Raw genomic sequence first — 18,811 nt, forward strand, 5'->3', positions numbered from 1 at the left:
CCGGGGTCAGCCCGACACAGCCGGGAGATAACCGGATTCGGCGAAGAAGCGCACATACAGTCCGAGAAGCTCGGGGCCGATCTCGGGGCAGGTGATGCCGGATCCGGCGAGGGCCCGTTCGGTCCCGCCGACGTCGACGGGGACATGGCTCGCCTCACCCAGCCTCATGAACACGCTGAAGATGTCGATGACCGGGAACAGCGCGTTGTCCCGGTCGGCCCGTACGGCCGCCACGAAGTCGGCCCAGGGCACGTCGTCGAGCCGATAGCCGCACGCGCGCAGCCGGCTCGCCATCTCCTGGAAACCGACCGGCTTCGGGTTCTGGAGGTGGAACGTCCCGCCCGCCGCCGACCGGGTCCGGGAGAGCCTCACCATGGCCGCGGCCACATAGTCCACCGGGACCATGCCGACCAGCGCGTCGGCATCGGACGGCAGCGCCCCCGCCTGAACACCGCCCTTGAGACTCAGCCAGACGAAGTCACGGGTCTGGCACGCCCCGTTGCGCCGGTCACCACAGACGACATCGGTCCGGTAGACCGTCACCGGCAGGCCGCGGCTCCTGGCGATGTCGATCATCCGCTCCGCCACGTACTTGCTCTGGGTGTATCCGGTCGGAAGCTCCGAGCCCGGCCCCGCCGGGTCGTGCGGTGCCAGCGCGCCACCGTGCGGCGCGCGGCGCGCGAAGACACCGGTCGACGACAGGTGGTGCACCGGCACCGTGCGGTACCGGGTGGCCAGCCTCAGCACCTCCTCGGTGCCGGTGACGTTGGCCGCCTTCAACGCCGAGTACGGCCGCAGCCAGTTGACGTCGGCGCCGACGTGATAGATCACGTCGACCGTGCGGGCGAGCGCGTCGTACGTCTCCGGTGCCAGGCCGAGGCCGGGCCGGGCGAGGTCGCCGACGACGACCGCGAGCCGCTCCGCGTCGATCTCGTCCCGGAGCCGGTACCCCGCCAGGGCGGCGTGCAGGCGCTCGCGCGCGGCCGCCTCGTCCTCGGCGCGGACGAGGCAGTGGACCTTCGCCCCGGTCGATCGCATCAGCTCCCTGAGCAGAAACGCTCCGACGAACCCGGTCGCGCCGGTCAGGAACACGTCGCCGGCGTCCGCGGGAACCGGGGCCGCCCCGGTGGGCGGGACCACGTCGGCGGCGAGCCGGATCTCCGCGTCGAAGTCCACGGTGGCCGCCGACGTGGTCCCGCCCACCAGCTCGGCGTGCAGGTGCTCGACCAGTGCCGTGAGGTTCTCGTGGTCGAACAGCGCGCTCGGGGACAGGCGTACACCGGTCGCCGTGCTCAGCCGGTTGCTGAGTTCGACGGCGGTGAGGGAGTCGAGGCCGAGCTCCTTGAACGGATGACCTGGATCGATGCCGGTGAGGTCGTCGTGGCCGAGGGTCGCGGCCAGCTCGATGTGGGTGTGCTGGAGGAGCTGCCGGCGCTGTTCGCCGTGGGACAGACCGGCCAGCCGCTGGAGCAGGGGCGGGGCCGCGTGGTCCGCGGTGGCGGAGCGGGCCTGCGACAGGTCGGCCAGCAGAGGGCTGGGACGCTGTGCGGTGAAGGCCGGGACGAACCGCCGCCAGTCGGTGTCGGTGACCGTCAGCAGCGTGTGACCGTCGAGCAACGCCCGCTCCAGCGCGGCGAGCGCGGGCCCGGGATCCATCGGCCGCAACCCGATACGGCCGAGGTGCTCCAGCACCTTTTCGCCGCCCAGGCCGTCGCTGCTCCAGGTGCCCCAGGCGATCGAGGTGGCGGCCAGGCCCCGGGCCCGGCGGTAGCCCGCGAGCCCGTCGAGGAACGCGTTCGCGGCGGCGTACCCGGGGGAGCCCGCGCTGCCCCAACCGGCCGCACCGGACGAGAACAGCACGAACGCGTCCAGGTCCAGGCCCAGTTCGCCGACCAGTTCGTGCAGGAGCCACGCGGAGCCGGCCTTGGCCCGCCACAGGCCCGCCAGCCCGTCGGCGGTGATCTCCCGCACCGGGGCGTCCCCGTCCCCCACTCCCGCCGCGTGCACCACCGCCGTCAACGGCGACTCGCCGGGGATCGCGCCGAGTACGGCCGCCAGCCCCGCACGGTCCGCCGCGTCGCACGCGGCCACCGTCACCCGCGCCCCCGCCTCTTCCAGCTCGGTCCGCAGACCGGCCGCACCAGAGGAGGCCGGGCCACGACGCGACACCAGTACGACGTGCTCGGCGCCCCGCGCCACCGCCCAGCGCGCGATGTGTGCTCCCAGCGCCCCCGTGCCGCCGGTGATCAGGACCGTTCCGCGCATCGCCCACGTGCGTTGGCCGAGCCCGGCGCCCGGAGCCGACCGTACGAGCCGCCGCGCGAACACGCCTGCCGGGCGTATCGCGACCTGGTCCTCGCCGCCCGGCCCGCCGGACACCACCGACCGGAGCCGCCCGCCAACCTCCTGGTCGATCCGTTCGGGCAGGTCGACCAGTCCACCCCACCGGTCCGGCAACTCCAGCGCCGCGGCCCGGCCCAGCCCCCACAACGCGGTCTGCTCCGGAGAGCGCACCTCGTCCTGCGGCCCGACCGCGACAGCGCCCCGGGTCACACACCACAGGGGCGCCGCCACCCCCGCCCCGGCCAGGGCCCGCACCAGCCGGACAGTGCCCGCCAAGCCCACCGGCACGGCCCCGGCGACACCGTCCGCGAGGCCCAGCAACGAGACGACGGCGGCCACATCGCCAGGCCGCGCACCGGCCACCGCGTCCACGACCGCCTGCTCACCACCGGCCGGATCCACCTCGACCGACACCACCGCCCCCAGACCCGACGCCACCACCTCCTTCCACCGCGCGGACACCCCCGTGGGGACGACCACCAGCAACGTCCCGTCCCGAGCCCCGGCAGCGGGCACCTCCCAGGGACGCCACCGGTCCTCGTACCCCCACGACTCGGACACCCCCGCCGCCGGGGACGACGTAGCCGGTGCCAGCCAGTACGGCCTGCGCTGGAAGGGGTACGTCGGCAGGTCGACCCAGCGCGAACCGGTACCGGCGAACACGGCACGCCAGTCGATCCCGGTGCCCAGGACGTGCGCCTGGGCGAGCCCGGCGAGCAGCGTCCGCACCTCCGGCCGGCCGCGCCGTTGCAGGGCGACGAATCCCGCGTCCACGCACTCCCGGCCCATCGCGGCCAGGACACCGTCCGGCCCGACCTCGACGAACCGGGTGACGCCCTGGTCGCGCAGCCGGCGCACCTGATCGGCGAACCTGACCGGCCGCCGCACATGCCCGACCCAATAGTCCGGCGTGGACACCTCGCCCGCCGGGGCGGCCATGCGGACGGCCGGTGTCCCGAACGCGAGCCGGCCCGCGGCCTGCGCGAACTCGTCCAGCATCGGTTCCATCAGCGGCGAGTGGAAGGCGTGACTCACCTTCAGCCGGCTGACCTTGTGGCCGCGGTCGGACAGCGTGCGCGCGAGCGAGGACACCGCGTCCCCGCCGCCGGAGAGCACGACGGACCGGGGGCCGTTCACCGCCGCGACCGCCACCTCCGACCCGCGCCCGGCCAGCAGCGGCAGCACCTCGTCCTCGGCGGCCTGGACGGCGAGCATCGCGCCGCCCTCGGGAAGCGCCTGCATCAGCCGCGCCCGCGCCGCGACCAGACGACACGCGTCCGGCAGAGCGAGCACCCCCGCGACGTGCGCCGCGGTGAGCTCACCGATCGAGTGGCCCGTCACGTAGTCCGGTGCGACACCCCAGGACGCGAGCAGCCGGAACAACGCCACCTCGAACGCGAACAACGCCGGCTGCGTCCACTCCGTGCGGTCCAGACCCGCGCCCCCGGACACCACGTCCTTCAACGACCCCGGCAACAGTCCGGCGAAGCCGTCGCACACCTCCTCGAAGGCGCCGGCGAACACCGGGAAGGTCTCGGCCAGCTCACGGCCCATCCCGGCCCGCTGCGCCCCCTGCCCGGTGAACAAGAACGCCGTCCGGCCGTCATCGGCCACCGCGCGCAGCGTCGTCGCGCCGGGACCGTCGTCGGCGACGGCTCGCACGCCCGCGACGAGTTCGCCGACATCCCTGCCGAGCACCGCGGCCCGGTGCGGGAAGGCGGTCCGGCCCGTCGCCAGCGAGTACGCGACGTCACGGGCCCCGACATCGCCCGCGGACTCCACGAACGACACCAGCCGGGCGGCCTGCGCCCGCAGCGCCTCGGGAGTCCTCGCGGACAACAGCCACGGAACGACCGGCAGCGTGCAGCCCGTGTCGGTGCCGATGTCGGCCGGTTCCGCCTCGGGCGCCTGTTCGAGGACGAGGTGCGTGTTGGTGCCGCTCACCCCGAACGCCGACACGGCGGCGCGGCGCGGCCGGCCGTCGTCCGGCCAGGGCAGCGCCTCGGTGAGCAGCTCGACCGTGCCCGCCGACCAGTCGACGTCGGCGGTGGGGTCGTCGGCGTGCAGGGTGCGTGGCATGACCCCGTGCCTCAGCGCCATGACCGTCTTGATCACACCGCCCACACCGGCCGCCGTCTGGGCGTGACCGATGTTCGACTTCAGGGTCCCCAGCCGGACGGGCCGCTGCGCGGTGTGCGCCTGACCGTAGGTCGCCAGCAGCGCCTGCGCCTCGATCGGATCGCCCAGCGGGGTCCCGGTGCCGTGCGCCTCCACCAGGTCGATGTCCGAGGGCGCCAGCCCGGCGTTCGCCAGCGCCTGGCGGATCACCCGTTGCTGGGACAGGCCGTTCGGCGCGGTCAACCCGTTGGACGCACCGTCCTGGTTCATCGCCGAACCGCGGATCACCGCGAGCACCGGATGCCCGTGACGCCGGGCGTTCGACAGCCGCTCCAGCAGCACCATCCCCACCCCCTCGGCGAAGCCCATGCCGTCCGCCGAACGGGAGAACGCCTTGCACCGCCCGTCCGGAGACAGGCCGCGCTGCCGGCTGAACTCGACGAAGAAGGCCGGGTTGGCCATCACCATCGCACCACCGGCCAGCGCCAGGGAGGACTCGTCACGCAGCAACGACTGCGCGGCCAGATGCAGCGCGACCGCCGAGGACGAGCACGCGGTGTCCAGCGTGACCGCGGGCCCGTGCAGCCCGAGCGTGTAGGAGATACGGCCACAGGCCACGCTCGACGCCGTACCGGTCATGAGATAGCCCTCGATGCCCAGCGCGGGATCGTCGACGCCCGCCCCGTAGCCGTTGTAGAGCACGCCTCCGAACACGCCGGTATCGCTGCCGCGCAGGGAGCGGGGATCGATTCCGGCGCGCTCGATCGCCTCCCAGCTCGTCTCCAGCAGCAGCCGGTGCTGGGGATCCATCGCCAGCGCCTCACGGGGGGACGTCCCGAAGAACGCGGCGTCGAACCCCTTGACGTCGGAGATGAAGCCGCCGCCACGGTTGTAGAACTTGCCCGGCCGGTCGGGGTCGGAGTCGTAGCCGCCCTGGACGTCCCAGTCCCGGTCCGCCGGCATCTCACCGATGGCGTCGACACCGTCCGAGACCAGGCGCCACAGCTCCTCGGGCGACGCCACCCCACCAGGGAACCGGCAGCTCATCCCGATGATCGCGACCGGCTCACGGGAGAGCGACTCCAGCTCCGCTATCCGCGCTTCGGCCCGGTGCAGATCGGCGGTGACCCACTTGAGGTAGTCGAGGAGCTTCTCCCGTTTGTCCATCGGCGGCCGACTCCTATTCCCGTGTCCCGGCGAAGACTGACCCGTGATGATCGTGGGAGTTCCCCCGGCTCCGGGGCAATCAGGGTTTTGGGAAACCCGACCCGTAACACGGGTGCGCGTTACGGGTCGCCCTTCCCGAACCCTCTATTGCAGGCGCCTCACCAGGCCACGGACGATGCCAGCAGCCACCACCTGACGCACGTGAGGAGCCACCGTGGCAGGTCCGACCCGTTTCTCCGACGCGAGCCTGACCGAGCTGCTCGGCGCCTTCGGGACCGACGTCGAGTACGTCCGGGCGAAAGGCGACACCCTGTTCCATCGAGCGAGCGACGGAACAGAGGTCCCGGTGCTGGACCTCCTGAGCGGAGTCGGATCGCTCATCCTCGGGCACAATCACCCGGACCTCGTGGACGAGGCGAAGAGATTCCTGGACGCCGATTCCCCCGTCCACACCCAGATGTCCGTACACCAAGGCGCCGACGAGGTCGGCCGCCTGCTCAACGAGATCATCCACCGCGAATTCCCCGGCGCGGAGGACTATCTGCTCTTCCTCGCCAACTCCGGCGCGGAGGCGGTCGAGGGAGCCGTCAAGCACGCGGAGTTCGACCGGCTGCACAAGGCGACACGGCTGATCGAGGAGATCGAGTGCAACGCCGCCGACGCGATCACCGCGGTCCGCAGCGGATCGGTCCGGCTCCCGGACGGACTGTCGTCGCTTCCCCCGGGGCACCCGCCGCCCACCACCGTCGAGGAACTCGAACGCGTCCTCGCCGATCTGCTCGCCGGCAACCGGGAGAAGCTCGGCAGGCCGCCGGTCTTCTTCGCCCTGGAACGGAGCTTCCACGGCAAGCTCGTCGGCAGCGTCCAGCTGACCCACGGTCCCGCCTACCGCGCGCCGTTCGCGACGCTCGGACTCGCCACCCGGTTCGTACCGCCCGACCAGCCGGACGCACTGCGCACGATCGCCGACGAGGAACGGGTCACGGTGTTCGACGTCGTGACCGGCGACGGCCGCATCGACATCGTCGAACGGGACTTCCCCGTCTTCGCCGCACTGATCGTGGAACCGGTCCAGAGCGAGGGAGGCATCCACGTCCTCACCCAGGAGTTCGCCACCGGCGTACGGGCGATCTGCGACGACATCGGCTGCCCGGTCGTCGTCGACGAGATCCAGAGCGGAATGGGCCGGTGCGGCGCGTTCTTCGCCGGCTCGCTCAACGGCCTGCGCGGCGACTACATCACCCTGTCCAAGTCACTGGGCGGCGGGCTCGCGAAGGTGTCGGCGACCCTCGTCCGCGCGTCGCTGTACCGCAAGGAGTTCGAGTTCATCCACAGCTCGACGTTCGGCCGGGACGGCTTCTCCACCGCCATCGCCCTCAAGACGCTGCGACTCCTGGAGGCGGACGGCGGGAAAGCCTACGAGCGCGCCGCCGAACGGGGGGAACGCCTGCTGGAGATGCTGCGCGGCCTCGCCCGTACGTATCCGGACGTCATCGCCGATGTCCGCGGCCGCGGGCTGCTGATCGGACTCGAATTCACCCAGCAGTACACCGCGCCGTCGGCGATCATCAGGCAGCACGCGCTGACCGGCACCCTCGGCCAGCTCGTCGCGGGCTACCTGCTGCGGGTGCACGGGATCCGCATGCTGCCGACCGGCAGCGCACCGAACGTGCTGCGCATCGAACCGTCGATCCACCTCCGCGACGGTGAGATCGCCCAGCTGGAGAAAGCGCTCACCGAACTCTGCGCGGTACTGCGCCACCAGGACGCGCTGCACCTCGTCCACCCGGTGGTCTCACCGGAGACCAGGCCGGCCGTCACGGTCAGGGACTTCTCGACGCCACCCGACGACCGGGCCCCCCGACCGGACGACCAGCACCCGGCGCGCAAGGTCGCCGTCATCAGCTACCTCCTGACCCCCGGCACGCTGCGTGAACTCGACCCCTCACTCGGCGGACTCGACGACCGCCAACTGGAGACGTACGGCCGCAGGCTCGAACCGCTCAGGGCGCTGCCACCCCTGCCACCGACCCGCATCGATTCCCCGCTCGGCACCTCGGTGGAACTCACCGTGTACCCCCTGGCCGTCACCTCGCAGCGGATGGCCGAGCGTGTCCGGCTGGGACAGCACCACGGGATCCGGCAGGACATCGAGGCGTACGCACGCGTCATCAGGGACCTCGGCTGCGAGATCGCCGGGATCGGCTTCCACGCCGGGACCGCCACCGCCCGCGACGCCGCCCGCGTTCCCGGAATCACGTTCACCTCCGGCCTGGCACTCACCGCCGCGACCGCGCTGCGGGACCTGACGACCGCGGCCGAGGAACGCCACGGCGGACTCGACGGGCTCACCCTGGTGGTGCTCGGCGGGGCCGGGCGCGTCGGCTCGGCCTGCGCGGCACTGGCGGCGGAGAACGTGTCGAAGATCGTCCTCCTGGGCAGCGGCCGCGACGGCAGCGAGCAGCGGCTGCGCGCCGCGGCACACCGGGTCTACCAGGAAGCCTGGTCACGCATCGCCGAGGGCATCGGAGTGGGCATCGGCGATGGTGAGGAGCTGACAGGCATTCCGGCGCTGCTGCGGAAAGAGCCACTGATCGACGGCTGGCTGCGCGACCGGCGCCCCGGCGACGAACCCAGCGGTGAACTCATCGCCCGCTACGTCCAGGACCGCTACGGAACCGATCCGTACGTCGCGGTCACCGACGACCTCTCCGCGATCACGGAAGGCCACCTGGCGCTGTCGGCGGTGACGACTCCGGCACCGGCGCTGACCGGTCTCCGCGAAGGCGCGATCGTGTGCGACGTGGCCGTGCCCGCGAGGACCCTGGACACCGCCGCACCGCTCCGCGAGGACATCCGCTACATCCGGAGCGGCGTCCTGGCAGCGCCCGGCGGGGCGAGCCTGCCCGCCGGCGCACGGGGCGGCCTCGGCGACGGAGAACTGTTCGCGGGGATGGCCGAAGCGGTCGTACTGGGGCTGGCCGGCACCGGAACCGAACAGTCCGGCGGTCCGGTCACGCGGTCCTCCGCGCACGGCATCCTCGCGCTGGCCCGCCGACACGGGTTCACGCAGATCACGTCCTGAACCTCCCGAGGAGAAGAAACCATGACCGCAGACGCCGACGCCCCGGGGCCGACCGCCTCGGACGAGCTGGTCGTGAAGGCACACGAACTGATCCCCTTCCTGCGCTCCCACTCCGAAAGCTCGGAGCGCGCGTGCACCCTCGCGCCCGAGGTCGTGACGACCCTGCGCGACGCGGGCTTCTTCCGGCTGACGACCCCGGCGAAGTTCGGCGGCCACGACCTCAGCCTGTCCGCCCAGACGGAGGTCATCGCGGCGGTGTCCAGGGGATGCGCGTCGGCGGGGTGGGTCGTCGCGGCCGAAGCGGCGTCGACGATGCTCGTCCACGTGGTCTCGGAGGCGGCGATGGCGGAAGCCTTCGACGGCCGGCCGGACACGCTGATGCTGTCCACCGCCGTGGACCTGACCCGGTCCACGGCGACGCCGGCCGAAGGGGGCTTCCTGCTCTCGGGGTACTGCCGCTTCGCGACGGGAGCCGAGATCTCCGACTGGGCGCTGGTGACCGGGGCCGCGTTCAAGGCCGGCGACGAGGACCGCGTGCTGAGCTGCGTGCTGCCGATGAGCGACGTGACGGTCGAACGGACGTGGCACATGTCAGGCATGAACGGCACGGGAACCCACGCGATCGTGCTCGACGACGTGTTCGTGCCCGAACACAGGACCCGGCAGTTCCTCGTCTCCGAGGTACTCGCCAGCGACGAGGACGAGCGGCCGTCGTACTTCGTCCGGGCCAGCCTGACGACCCTCGCGGCGCTGGTCGGCGCGGCCCGGGGCGCCCGCGACGTCGTCCGGGAGAAGTTCTCGAAGGACCCGGCCGAGACGGACAGGCCGACCGACTTCAGGGGCGACGCCGCCATGGAATCACCGGGCATCCGCCTCTGGTTCGCCGAGGCCGCACATCTCATCGACAGCAGCATGCTGCACCTGACGCACGCCGCGGGCCGGCTCGACGGCATCGGGTACGAGGACCCCGTCCCGTGGCTGGAACGCGCCGAGCTCAGGATGCACGCCGCCTCCTCGGTCCGGCTCGCCCGCGACGGCATGGAGAAGCTGCTCGACATCAGCGGGGCGCGAGGCTTCGCGCTGGCGAACCCGCTCCAGCGCTACTGGCGGGACCTCGCCGTCGGCAGCCGCCACGTCTCCTTCCACGCACCGACCGCGCTGGAGGACTACAGCCTCGCGCTCTGGAACAAACGCCCCTCGCTCGTCCTCATCTAGCCGATGCCGTCTCCCGGTGGGCACTTCTACGGGTCCCGCTGAAGGGCCGAGGAGGAAAGAACGCAATGGACACGCTAGCCGAGGCCGTACTGGCCGGCGCCTCACCGCGGGAGCTGGAGCGCATCGCGCCACCGCCCGAGTACCTCGCCGCACACCTGCGCGCCGAGGACGTCGACATGTTCCGCGGCGTCGCCGACAAGGACGTACGAAAGTCGCTGCGGGTCGGCCGGGTGCCGATGCCCGAGCTCGCGCCCGACGAGGTGCTCGTCGCGGTGATGGCCAGCGCGATCAACTACAACACGGTCTGGTCGGCGATGTTCGAGCCGATCCCGACGTTCAGGTTCCTGCGCCAGCTCGCCCGCCGGGGCGGCTGGGAGGCCCGGCACGACCAGCCGTACCACGTGCTCGGGTCGGACGCGGCGGGCGTGGTGGTCCGGACCGGGTCCGGCGTGCGCCGGTGGAAGGTCGGCGACCACGTGGTGGCCAGCCCGATGCACGTGGACAGCGAGGAACCCATCGCGCACGCCGACGGGATCCTCGGCGAGGAACAGCGGGCGTGGGGGTTCGAGACCAACTTCGGCGGACTCGCGCACTACACGGTGGTGCGCGCGACCCAGCTCGCGCCCAAACCGGCCCACCTGACCTGGGAGGAGGCGGCCAGCAACCCGCTGTGCGCCGGCACCGCCTACCGGATGCTGGTCAGCGACCGCGGCGCGCGGATGAAGCAGGGCGACGTGGTGCTGATCTGGGGCGCCGCCGGCGGGCTGGGCGCGTACGCCGTGCAGCTCGTGCGCAACGGCGGCGGCATCGCCGTCGGCGTGGTCAGTTCGCGGGAGAAGGCCGCCCTGGTCCGCGAACTCGGCTGCGACGTGGTGATCGACCGGCGCGAGCTGGGCATGCCGGCGGACGGCCGGCCCACCCCCGAGCAGACCGTCGAGATCGGCAAACGGCTGGGGTCGATCGTCCGGCGGGAGGTCGGCGAGGACCCGCACATCGCCTTCGACTACGTGGGGCGCGCGACGTTCGGGATCTCCGTCTTCGTGGTCCGCCGCGGCGGCACGGTCGTCACCTGCGGATCGAGCAGCGGCTACGACCACACCTTCGACAACCGCTACCTGTGGATGCGGCTGAAGCGGATCGTCGGCAGCCACTCCTCCAACCTCCAGGAACACGCCGAATGCAACCGGCTCCTGTCCCTCGGCAGGATCCAGCCGGCGCTGAGCGAGGTCCACCTGCTGGAGACGGTCGGCGAGGCCGCCCGCCTGGTCCAGACCAACTCGCACGCCGGGAAGGTCGGCGTGCTCTGCCTCGCACCCGGGTCCGGAACGGGTGTCACCGACCCGGAGCGGCGTGCCGCCATCGGGGAGGACCGCATCACCCTGTTCCGGCGGGCCGCGACGGCCGGTGCGCGATGACCCCGCCCCAGTGGCCGGGCCGCGTCGGAGTGGTGGGCTGCGGGGTGATGGGCACCGGCATCGCCGAACTCTGCGCGGTCCGGGGGCTGGACGTCGTGGTCCACGGACGCCGGGAGACCTCGGCCGACGCCGCGCGCGAGCGCCTGGCCGGATCGCTGGACCGCGGCGTGCGCAAGGGCCGGATGACCGAGACGGACCGCAAGGAAGCACTGTCCCGCATCACGTTCACCACGGACCTCGGCGCGTTCCACGACTGCCGGATCGTGGTGGAGTGCGTCCCGGAACAAGAACCCCTCAAGCGGGAGATCTTCACCGCACTGGACCGGATCGTCACCGACGACGACGCCGTTCTGGCCTCGGTCACCTCCTCGATCCCGATCACCCGCCTGGCCCGGGCGACCGCACGGCCCGCCAAGGTCATCGGCACCCACCTGTTCAACCCGGCGCCGACCATGCCGCTGGCCGAACTGATCCCCACCCTGCTGACCGACGACGAGACGATACGGCGGGCCGAGGAGTTCCTCGGCGACGCACTCGGCAAACAGGTGATCCGCGCCCCGGACCGCGCCGGCTTCCTGGTCAACACCCTGCTGGTGCCGTACCTGCTGTCCGCCGTCCGCATGGTCGAGACGGGCGCGGCCTCCGCCGCCGACATCGACCGGGCCATGACGGGCGGCTGCGGGCACCCGATGGGACCGCTGGCGCTGATCGACCTCATCGGCCTCGACGTCATCGCCGAGGTCGCGAACAGCCTGTACGAGGAGTACAAGGAACCGCTCCACGCCCCGCCCCCGCTGCTGTCACGCATGGTCGAGGCCGGGCTGCTGGGCAAGAAGACCGGGACCGGCTTCCACACCTACCGGAAGTGACCGCCCCGACTGTTCACAAGGAGATCGGTATGCCGGTCGGCATCCTGGGAATCGGTTCGTACCTGCCGGAGAACGAGGTCTCCAACGCGGACATCGCGGAACGCGTCGGCGTCACCGAGGAGTGGATCCTCCGCAAGACGAAGATCGCGTCACGGCGCTTCGCGGCCGACGACGAGGCGACCTCCGACCTCGCGGCCCGCGCCGGCCGCGCCGCACTGGCCTCGGCGGGGCTGACCCCGGACGAGATCGACACGATCATCGTGTCGACATCCACACCGGACTCACCGCAACCACCGACGGCATGCCTCGTCCAGAACCTCCTGGGCGCCCGACGTGCCGCCGCGTTCGACGTGAACGCCGTGTGCAGCGGCTTCGTCCACGCACTGGCCCTCGCCCAGGGCCTGGTCACCCTGGACCCCGCCCGGCGTGTCCTCGTCGCCGCCGCCGACCTGTACTCCCGGTCGCTGGACTTCACCGACCGCCGAACCGCCACCCTGCTCGGCGACGGCGCCGGCGCGGCGGTCGTCGGCGACGTGGGCGAGGGCTACGGCATCCAGGGCATCGACCTGGCCGCACGCGGCGACCTCCAGGCACTGATTTACGTCCAGGCGGGCGGAACCCGCCGGCCGGCCTCGCACGAGACCGTGGCCGACGGCGGGCACTTCTTCCGGATGGAGGGCCGGCTCGTACGGGACTTCGTCCTCGAACACGTCCCGCCGGCGCTCGCCCGCCTGGTGAAGGAGTCGGGAGCCTCACCGACGGAGGTCGGCCACATCGTCCCCCACCAGCCCAACGGCGCCATGCTCGACGAACTGGACAAACAGTCCGGCTTCCCCGACGCAACGCTGCACCGCACCGTGGAGCGCTACGGCAATGTCGGCAGCGCCTCCGTGCCGGTGACCCTGGATGCCGCGCACCGCGAGGGCGCGCTGAACGACGGCGACCTCGTGCTGCTGACCTCGTTCGGCGGGGGCATGTCGACCGGGCACTGTCTGCTGCGCTGGCGGCACCTCGGAACACGGTGACTCCGGGACGACGCGATGGCGGGCCGCATTCCGACCCATTGGTACTGACGGCCAGGCCGAGACGGTCTCACCGACCGGCGATGGTCCATCGCCTGCTCGGCTCTTGAACGCAGGATCCGCCTGCTGTTTTGGGCTCGCGAACCTACGGAGCCGATCGGATCGAGAGGTTCACTTCCCATGGTGCGTATCGACCCAGGTCTTCTCGGCAAGGGGCAGCGATGAACCGTGTTGACGTAGCACTCACGACCGGGAAGACCGACGCCGGCGAGATAGCCGTCGTCGGCCTGTCCTGCGCTCTGCCGAAAGCGGCCGGTCCGGCCGAGTTCTGGCGGTTGCTGTGCGAGGGCGTCGACGCGATCGGCGAAGCGCCGGACGACCGCTGGGCCGGCGATGTGCACTCCCCTCGCCGCGGCGGGTTCCTCGACCGGATAGACGAGTTCGACGCGGACTTCTTCGGGATCTCCCCGAAAGAGGCCGTGGCGATGGACCCGCGACAGCGGTTCCTGCTGGAACTGAGCTGGGAGGCGCTGGAGGACGCGCGGATCGTCCCGACGACCCTGCGCGGCACCCGCACAGGCGTGTTCGTCGGCGCGATGGGCGACGACTACGCCGTTCTGATGAGCCGTCTCGGACAGGACGCGATCGGTCAGCACACCCTGACCGGGTCCAGCCGTGCGATCATCGCGAACCGCGTCTCGCATTTCCTGGGACTGCGCGGACCGAGCCTGACAGTGGACACCGCCCAGTCCTCGTCCCTGGTCGCCGTGCACATGGCATGCGAGAGCCTGCGGAGCGGCGAGTCCACCACGGCCATCGCGGGCGGGGTGAACCTCAACATCCTGGCCGAGAGCACTGTCGGCGCGTGGAAATTCGGCGGACTGTCACCCGACGGGCGCTGCTACACGTTCGACGCGAGGGCCAACGGCTACGCCCGCGGTGAGGGCGGCGCGGTCGTCGTGCTGAAGAAGCTGACCGACGCCCTCGCCGACGGCGACAAGATCTACTGCGTCATCGCCGGCGGCGCGGTCAACAACGAAGGCCACGGCGACGGCGACGGCAGCGGCCTGGCGGTCCCCAGCCGGTCCGCCCAAGCGGACGTCATCCAAGAGGCGTACCAGCGGGCCTCGATGGACCCCACCGAGGTGCAGTACGTCGAACTGCACGGCACGGGTACCAAGGTCGGCGATCCGATCGAGGCCGCCGCGCTCGGCGCCGCGCTCGGAACCCGGCGTTCGGCTGACTCCCCGCTGCTGGTCGGTTCCGTCAAGACCAACGTCGGTCACCTGGAGGGGGCGGCCGGCATCACGGGGATGCTCAAGGTGGTGCTGAGCCTTCGGCATCGCCTGCTTCCGCCCAGCCTCAACTTCGTGGAAGCGAATCCGGACATCCCGCTGGATGAGCTTCGGCTGCGCGTGCACACCCGCCTCGCGGACTGGCCCGAGCAGGGGCGGCGGCTGGTGGCCGGGGTGAGTGCGTTCGGGATGGGCGGGACGAATTGTCACCTGGTGCTGGCGGAGGCGCCTGGTCGGGTTCCTGAGGGGGAGTCTGCGGGGGCGTCCGTGCCGTCGGTGGTGCCGTGGGTGTTGTCGGCGCGGTCGGAGTGGGGGTTGCGGGAGCAGGCGCGGCGGCTTGTGGTGCATGTGGAGGCGGATGCGGGGCTGGACCTGGTCGAGGTGGGTGCGGCGTTGGTGTCGACTCGGGCGAGTCTGGAGCATCGGGCGGTGGTGCTGGGGGGCGGTCGGGATGAGTTGATGCAGGGTCTGCGTGGGTTGGCGGTGGGGGAGCTGGGCGTTGGTGTGGTGAGTGGGGTGGCTGGCCAGGGCTCGGTTGGTGAGCAGGGTGTGGTGTTTGTGTTTCCGGGTCAGGGTGCGCAGTGGGTGGGTATGGCGGAGGGGTTGTTGGCTGTCTCGCCGGTGTTTGCGGGGCGGATGGGGGAGTGTGCTCGGGCGTTGGCGCCGTTTGTGGAGTGGGACTTGCTGGAGGTGTTGGGGGACGAGGAGGCGTTGGGGCGGGTTGATGTGGTGCAGCCGGTGTTGTGGGCGGTGATGGTGTCGTTGGCGGAGGTGTGGCGGTCGCTCGGGGTGACGCCGGCCGCTGTGGTGGGGCATTCGCAGGGGGAGATCGCGGCGGCGTGTGTGGCGGGCGGACTCTCACTGGAGGACGCGGCCAGGATCAGCGCCGTGCGCAGTCGGATGATTGCGGGGTCACTGGCGGGGCGGGGTGGGATGGTGTCGGTGGGGTTGCCGCTGGCTGAGGTGGAGTTGTTGCTTGTTCGGTGGGAGGGGCGGTTGTCGGTGGCGGCGGTGAACGGGCCGTCGTCGGTGGTGGTGTCCGGGGATGCTGAGGTGCTGGCCGAGTTGGTCGTTGTGGGTGGGGTGGAGGGTTTCCGGGCTCGTCGGGTCGAGGTGGATTATGCGTCGCACTCCGCGCACGTGGAGCAGATCGAGGCGGAGCTGATTGAGGCGCTGGCGGACATCGCGCCGGTGGAGGGAAGTGTCGCGTTCTATTCCACCGTGACCGGTGGGCTGATGGACACCTGTGAGCTGGGTGCGGGGTACTGGTATCGGAATCTGCGGGAGACGGTGCGGTTGGCGGACACGACCCGTGCGCTGGCTGCGGCTGGTCACGGGGTGTTTGTGGAGGTGAGCCCGCATCCGGTGTTGACTCCGAGTCTGGAGGAGACGCTGTTCGAGTCTCATCCGGCGGCGGTGGTGACGGGGACGTTGCGTCGGGGTGAGGACGAACTCGGGCAACTGCTGGCTGCTGTGGCCCGGTTGCACACCCGGGGTGTTCCGGTGGACTGGTCCGCGATAGTGGGCCAGGGGGCGGTGGTGGATCTGCCGACGTACGCCTTCCAGCGTGAGCGGTTCTGGCCGGAGTCGGTGGGTGAGCTGGTGGTGGGTGGGGTGGATGACGAGTTGTGGTCGGTGGTGGAGGGGGCGGATGTGGGGTTGTTGTCGGCTGAGTTGGGGGTGGACGAGGAGGTTTTGGCTGGGGTGGTTCCGGCGTTGGTGGCGTGGCGTGAGCGTCGGCGTGCTGGGTCTGTGGTGGAGGGGTGGCGGTTCGCGGAGAGTTGGAAGTCGCTGCCCGGGGCGTCCGGGGGTGTGTTGTCGGGGAACTGGCTGGTGGTGGTGCCTGTGGGGTGGGGTGAGGATGTGTGGGTTGCCGGGGTAGTGGGGGCGTTGGGTGCTGGGGTGGTGCGGTTGGAGGTGGACGGGGACATCGGTCGTGCTGAGTTGGCTGGGCGGCTGGCTGATCTGCCCGTGCCGTCTGGGGTGGTGTCGTTGTTGGGTGTTGCGGAACAGGCATGTGTGGAGTTCGGGGCGACGCCGGTCGGGTTGGCGGGGACGGTGGGGTTGGTGCAGGCGTTGGGTGATTGTGGGGTTGCTGCGCCTGTGTGGTGTGTGACGCGGGGTGCGGTGTCGGTGGGGTCGGGTGACCCGGTGGTGAGTCCGGTGCAGGCGGCGTTGTGGGGGTTGGGCCGGTCCGCTGCTCTGGATGTGCCGGGTCGGTGGGGTGGGCTGGTGGACTTGCCGGTGGTGGTCGATGAGCGGATCGGGGGGTTGTTGCGGCGGGTGCTGGCGGGTGGTGAGGATCAGGTTGCGGTGCGGGGGGCGGGTGTGTACGGGCGTCGTCTGGTCCGGGCCGGTGCCGGGAGCGGCGGAGGTGGTGCGGGTGGTGAGGTGCGGCTGAGTGGCTCGGTGCTGATCACGGGCGGGACCGGGGGCTTGGGTGGTCATGTGGCGCGGTGGGCGGTGGTCCGTGGTGCTGAGCATGTCGTACTCGTCAGCCGCCGTGGTCTGGAGGCTCCGGGTGCTGTGGGTCTGCGTGAGGAGCTGGTGGGGTTGGGTGCGCGGGTGACGGTGGAGGCGTGTGATGTCGGCGACCGGGAGGCGTTGGCCGACGTGCTGGCGAGGGTGCCGGTGGAGTGTCCGCTGACGGCGGTGGTGCATGCGGCGGGTGTCGGTGACGGTCATGTGCCGGTGGGGGAGCTGGAGGTGGGGCGGTTGGATGGGGTGTTGCGGGCGAAGATGGTGTCGGCGTGGTATCTGCATGAGCTGACGGCGGGGCTGGACCTGCAGGCGTTCGTCCTGTTCTCGTCGGGTGCGGCGAGTTGGGGTGCTGGGGGGCAGGGGGCGTATGCGGCGGCGAATGCTTTTCTGGACGGGTTGGCGGGGTATCGGCGGGGTGCGGGGCTGGTGGCGACGTCGATCGCGTGGGGGTTGTGGGCGGGTCCGGGGATGGGCGCGGCGGGTGCCGAGTTGGTGGAGGGGTATCGGCGGCGGGGTGTGCTGGCGATGGAGCCGGAGCTGGCGATGGCTGCTCTGGAGCGGGCGGTGCGCGACGGCTCGGTCACGTTGACGGTGACCAACACGGACTGGGAACGCTTCGCCCCCAGTTTCACGGTCGAGCGCCCGAGTCCTCTGCTGTCCGGCATCCCGGAGGCACGCAGGGCACTCGCCCGGCCGGGTACGGGGTCCGCCGGTGAGTCGGCGCTGCGGCGCAGGCTGTCCGGGCTGGGGGAGAAGGAACGTACGTGGGTGTTGCTGGATTTGGTGCGGCGGGAGGCGGCGGTCACTCTCGGTTTCGACAACACTGACGCGTTGCCGTCGGGGAGGGCTTTCCGTGATGTGGGTTTTGATTCGCTGACGGCGGTGGAGCTGCGGAACAAGCTGGCGGCGGTCACGGGTCTCGTACTGCCTGCGAGTCTGGTCTTCGACTACCCGACGCCCGCGGTGCTGGCGGAGTATCTGGGTTCGGAGATGCTGGGTTCACAAGCGCAGGTGATGGTTCCTGTTGTGGTGAAGGCGGAGCCGGACGAGCCGATCGCCATCGTCGGGATGGGTTGCCGGTTCCCCGGCGGGATCGAGAGCCCTGAACAACTGTGGGATGTGGTGGTGTCCTCGGTTGATGCGATGGGTGAGTTCCCTGTGGACCGGGGTTGGGATCTGGTCGGTGACGGTTTCGCCCGGGTGGGCGGGTTCATCGAGGACGCGGCGGAGTTCGATGCGGGGTTTTTCGGTATTTCGCCGCGTGAGGCGTTGGCGATGGATCCGCAGCAGCGGTTGTTGTTGGAGACGTCGTGGGAGGCGCTGGAACGGGCCGGCATCGACCCGGGCCTGTTGAAGGGCAGCAGGACCGGGGTCTTCGTGGGCGGGACAGGTTCGGGATACGAGACCGTCGGGGGCGCCTCGGGTGATGTCGAGGGCTACATGCTGACCGGTGGCGCGAGCAGCGTGTTGTCGGGCCGGATCGCGTACACGTTGGGACTGGAAGGCCCTGCGGTCACGGTGGATACGGCGTGTTCGTCGTCGTTGGTGGCCTTGCACCTCGCGGCCCAGGCATTGCGGTCCGGTGAGTGTGATCTGGCGCTGGCCGGTGGCGTGACGGTGATGGTCACACCACGCGGCTTTGCTGAGTTCGCCATTCAGGGCGGGCTGGCGGCTGATGGCCGTTGCAAGCCCTTCGCTGCGTCGGCTGATGGTACGGGGTGGGGTGAGGGTGTTGGGTTGTTGGTGGTGGAGCGGTTGTCGGATGCTCGGCGTAAGGGGCATCGGGTGTTGGCGGTGGTGC

Annotated in this window: 6 protein-coding genes and 1 pseudogene; 6 read left to right on the forward strand and 1 reads right to left on the reverse strand. The window is 71.1% G+C overall.

All coding sequences use genetic code 11. The annotated features are described in order from the left end of the window. Positions 1-6: 6 nt before the first annotated feature. Positions 7-5,610, reverse strand: a pseudogene (locus ACLZOT_RS44090) (thioester reductase domain-containing protein); the annotation flags it as partial. A gap of 232 nt (positions 5,611-5,842) precedes the next feature. Between ACLZOT_RS44090 and ACLZOT_RS44095 the strand changes: the two are divergent. From ACLZOT_RS44095 to ACLZOT_RS44120, 6 genes are all read left to right on the forward strand, one after another. Then, on the forward strand, positions 5,843-8,713 hold the full coding sequence (locus tag ACLZOT_RS44095; RefSeq protein WP_416974885.1) for an aminotransferase class III-fold pyridoxal phosphate-dependent enzyme: 2,871 nt from the start codon (positions 5,843-5,845) through the stop codon (positions 8,711-8,713). Between the two features lie 21 nt (positions 8,714-8,734). After that, positions 8,735-9,928: an acyl-CoA dehydrogenase family protein gene (locus tag ACLZOT_RS44100; RefSeq protein WP_416974886.1), complete on the forward strand. Its 1,194-nt coding sequence runs from the start codon at positions 8,735-8,737 to the stop codon at positions 9,926-9,928. Between the two features lie 65 nt (positions 9,929-9,993). Beyond that, a complete protein-coding gene (gene ccrA / locus ACLZOT_RS44105) occupies positions 9,994-11,343 on the forward strand; it encodes a crotonyl-CoA carboxylase/reductase (RefSeq protein WP_416974887.1) in 1,350 nt (449 codons plus the stop codon). Further along, a complete protein-coding gene (locus tag ACLZOT_RS44110; protein WP_416974888.1) occupies positions 11,340-12,212 on the forward strand; it encodes a 3-hydroxybutyryl-CoA dehydrogenase in 873 nt (290 codons plus the stop codon). Before ccrA ends, ACLZOT_RS44110 begins: the two co-directional genes overlap by 4 nt. Before the next feature lie 29 nt (positions 12,213-12,241). After that, on the forward strand, positions 12,242-13,237 hold the full coding sequence (locus ACLZOT_RS44115) for a 3-oxoacyl-ACP synthase III family protein (protein ID WP_416974889.1): 996 nt from the start codon (positions 12,242-12,244) through the stop codon (positions 13,235-13,237). Positions 13,238-13,455: 218 nt separating this feature from the next. Continuing rightward, a partial coding sequence (locus ACLZOT_RS44120; protein WP_416974890.1) for a type I polyketide synthase occupies positions 13,456-18,811 on the forward strand: 5,356 nt, incomplete at its 3' end.

This window comes from Streptomyces sp. 4F14 (assembly GCF_048159485.1).
Taxonomy (GTDB): domain Bacteria; phylum Actinomycetota; class Actinomycetes; order Streptomycetales; family Streptomycetaceae; genus Streptomyces.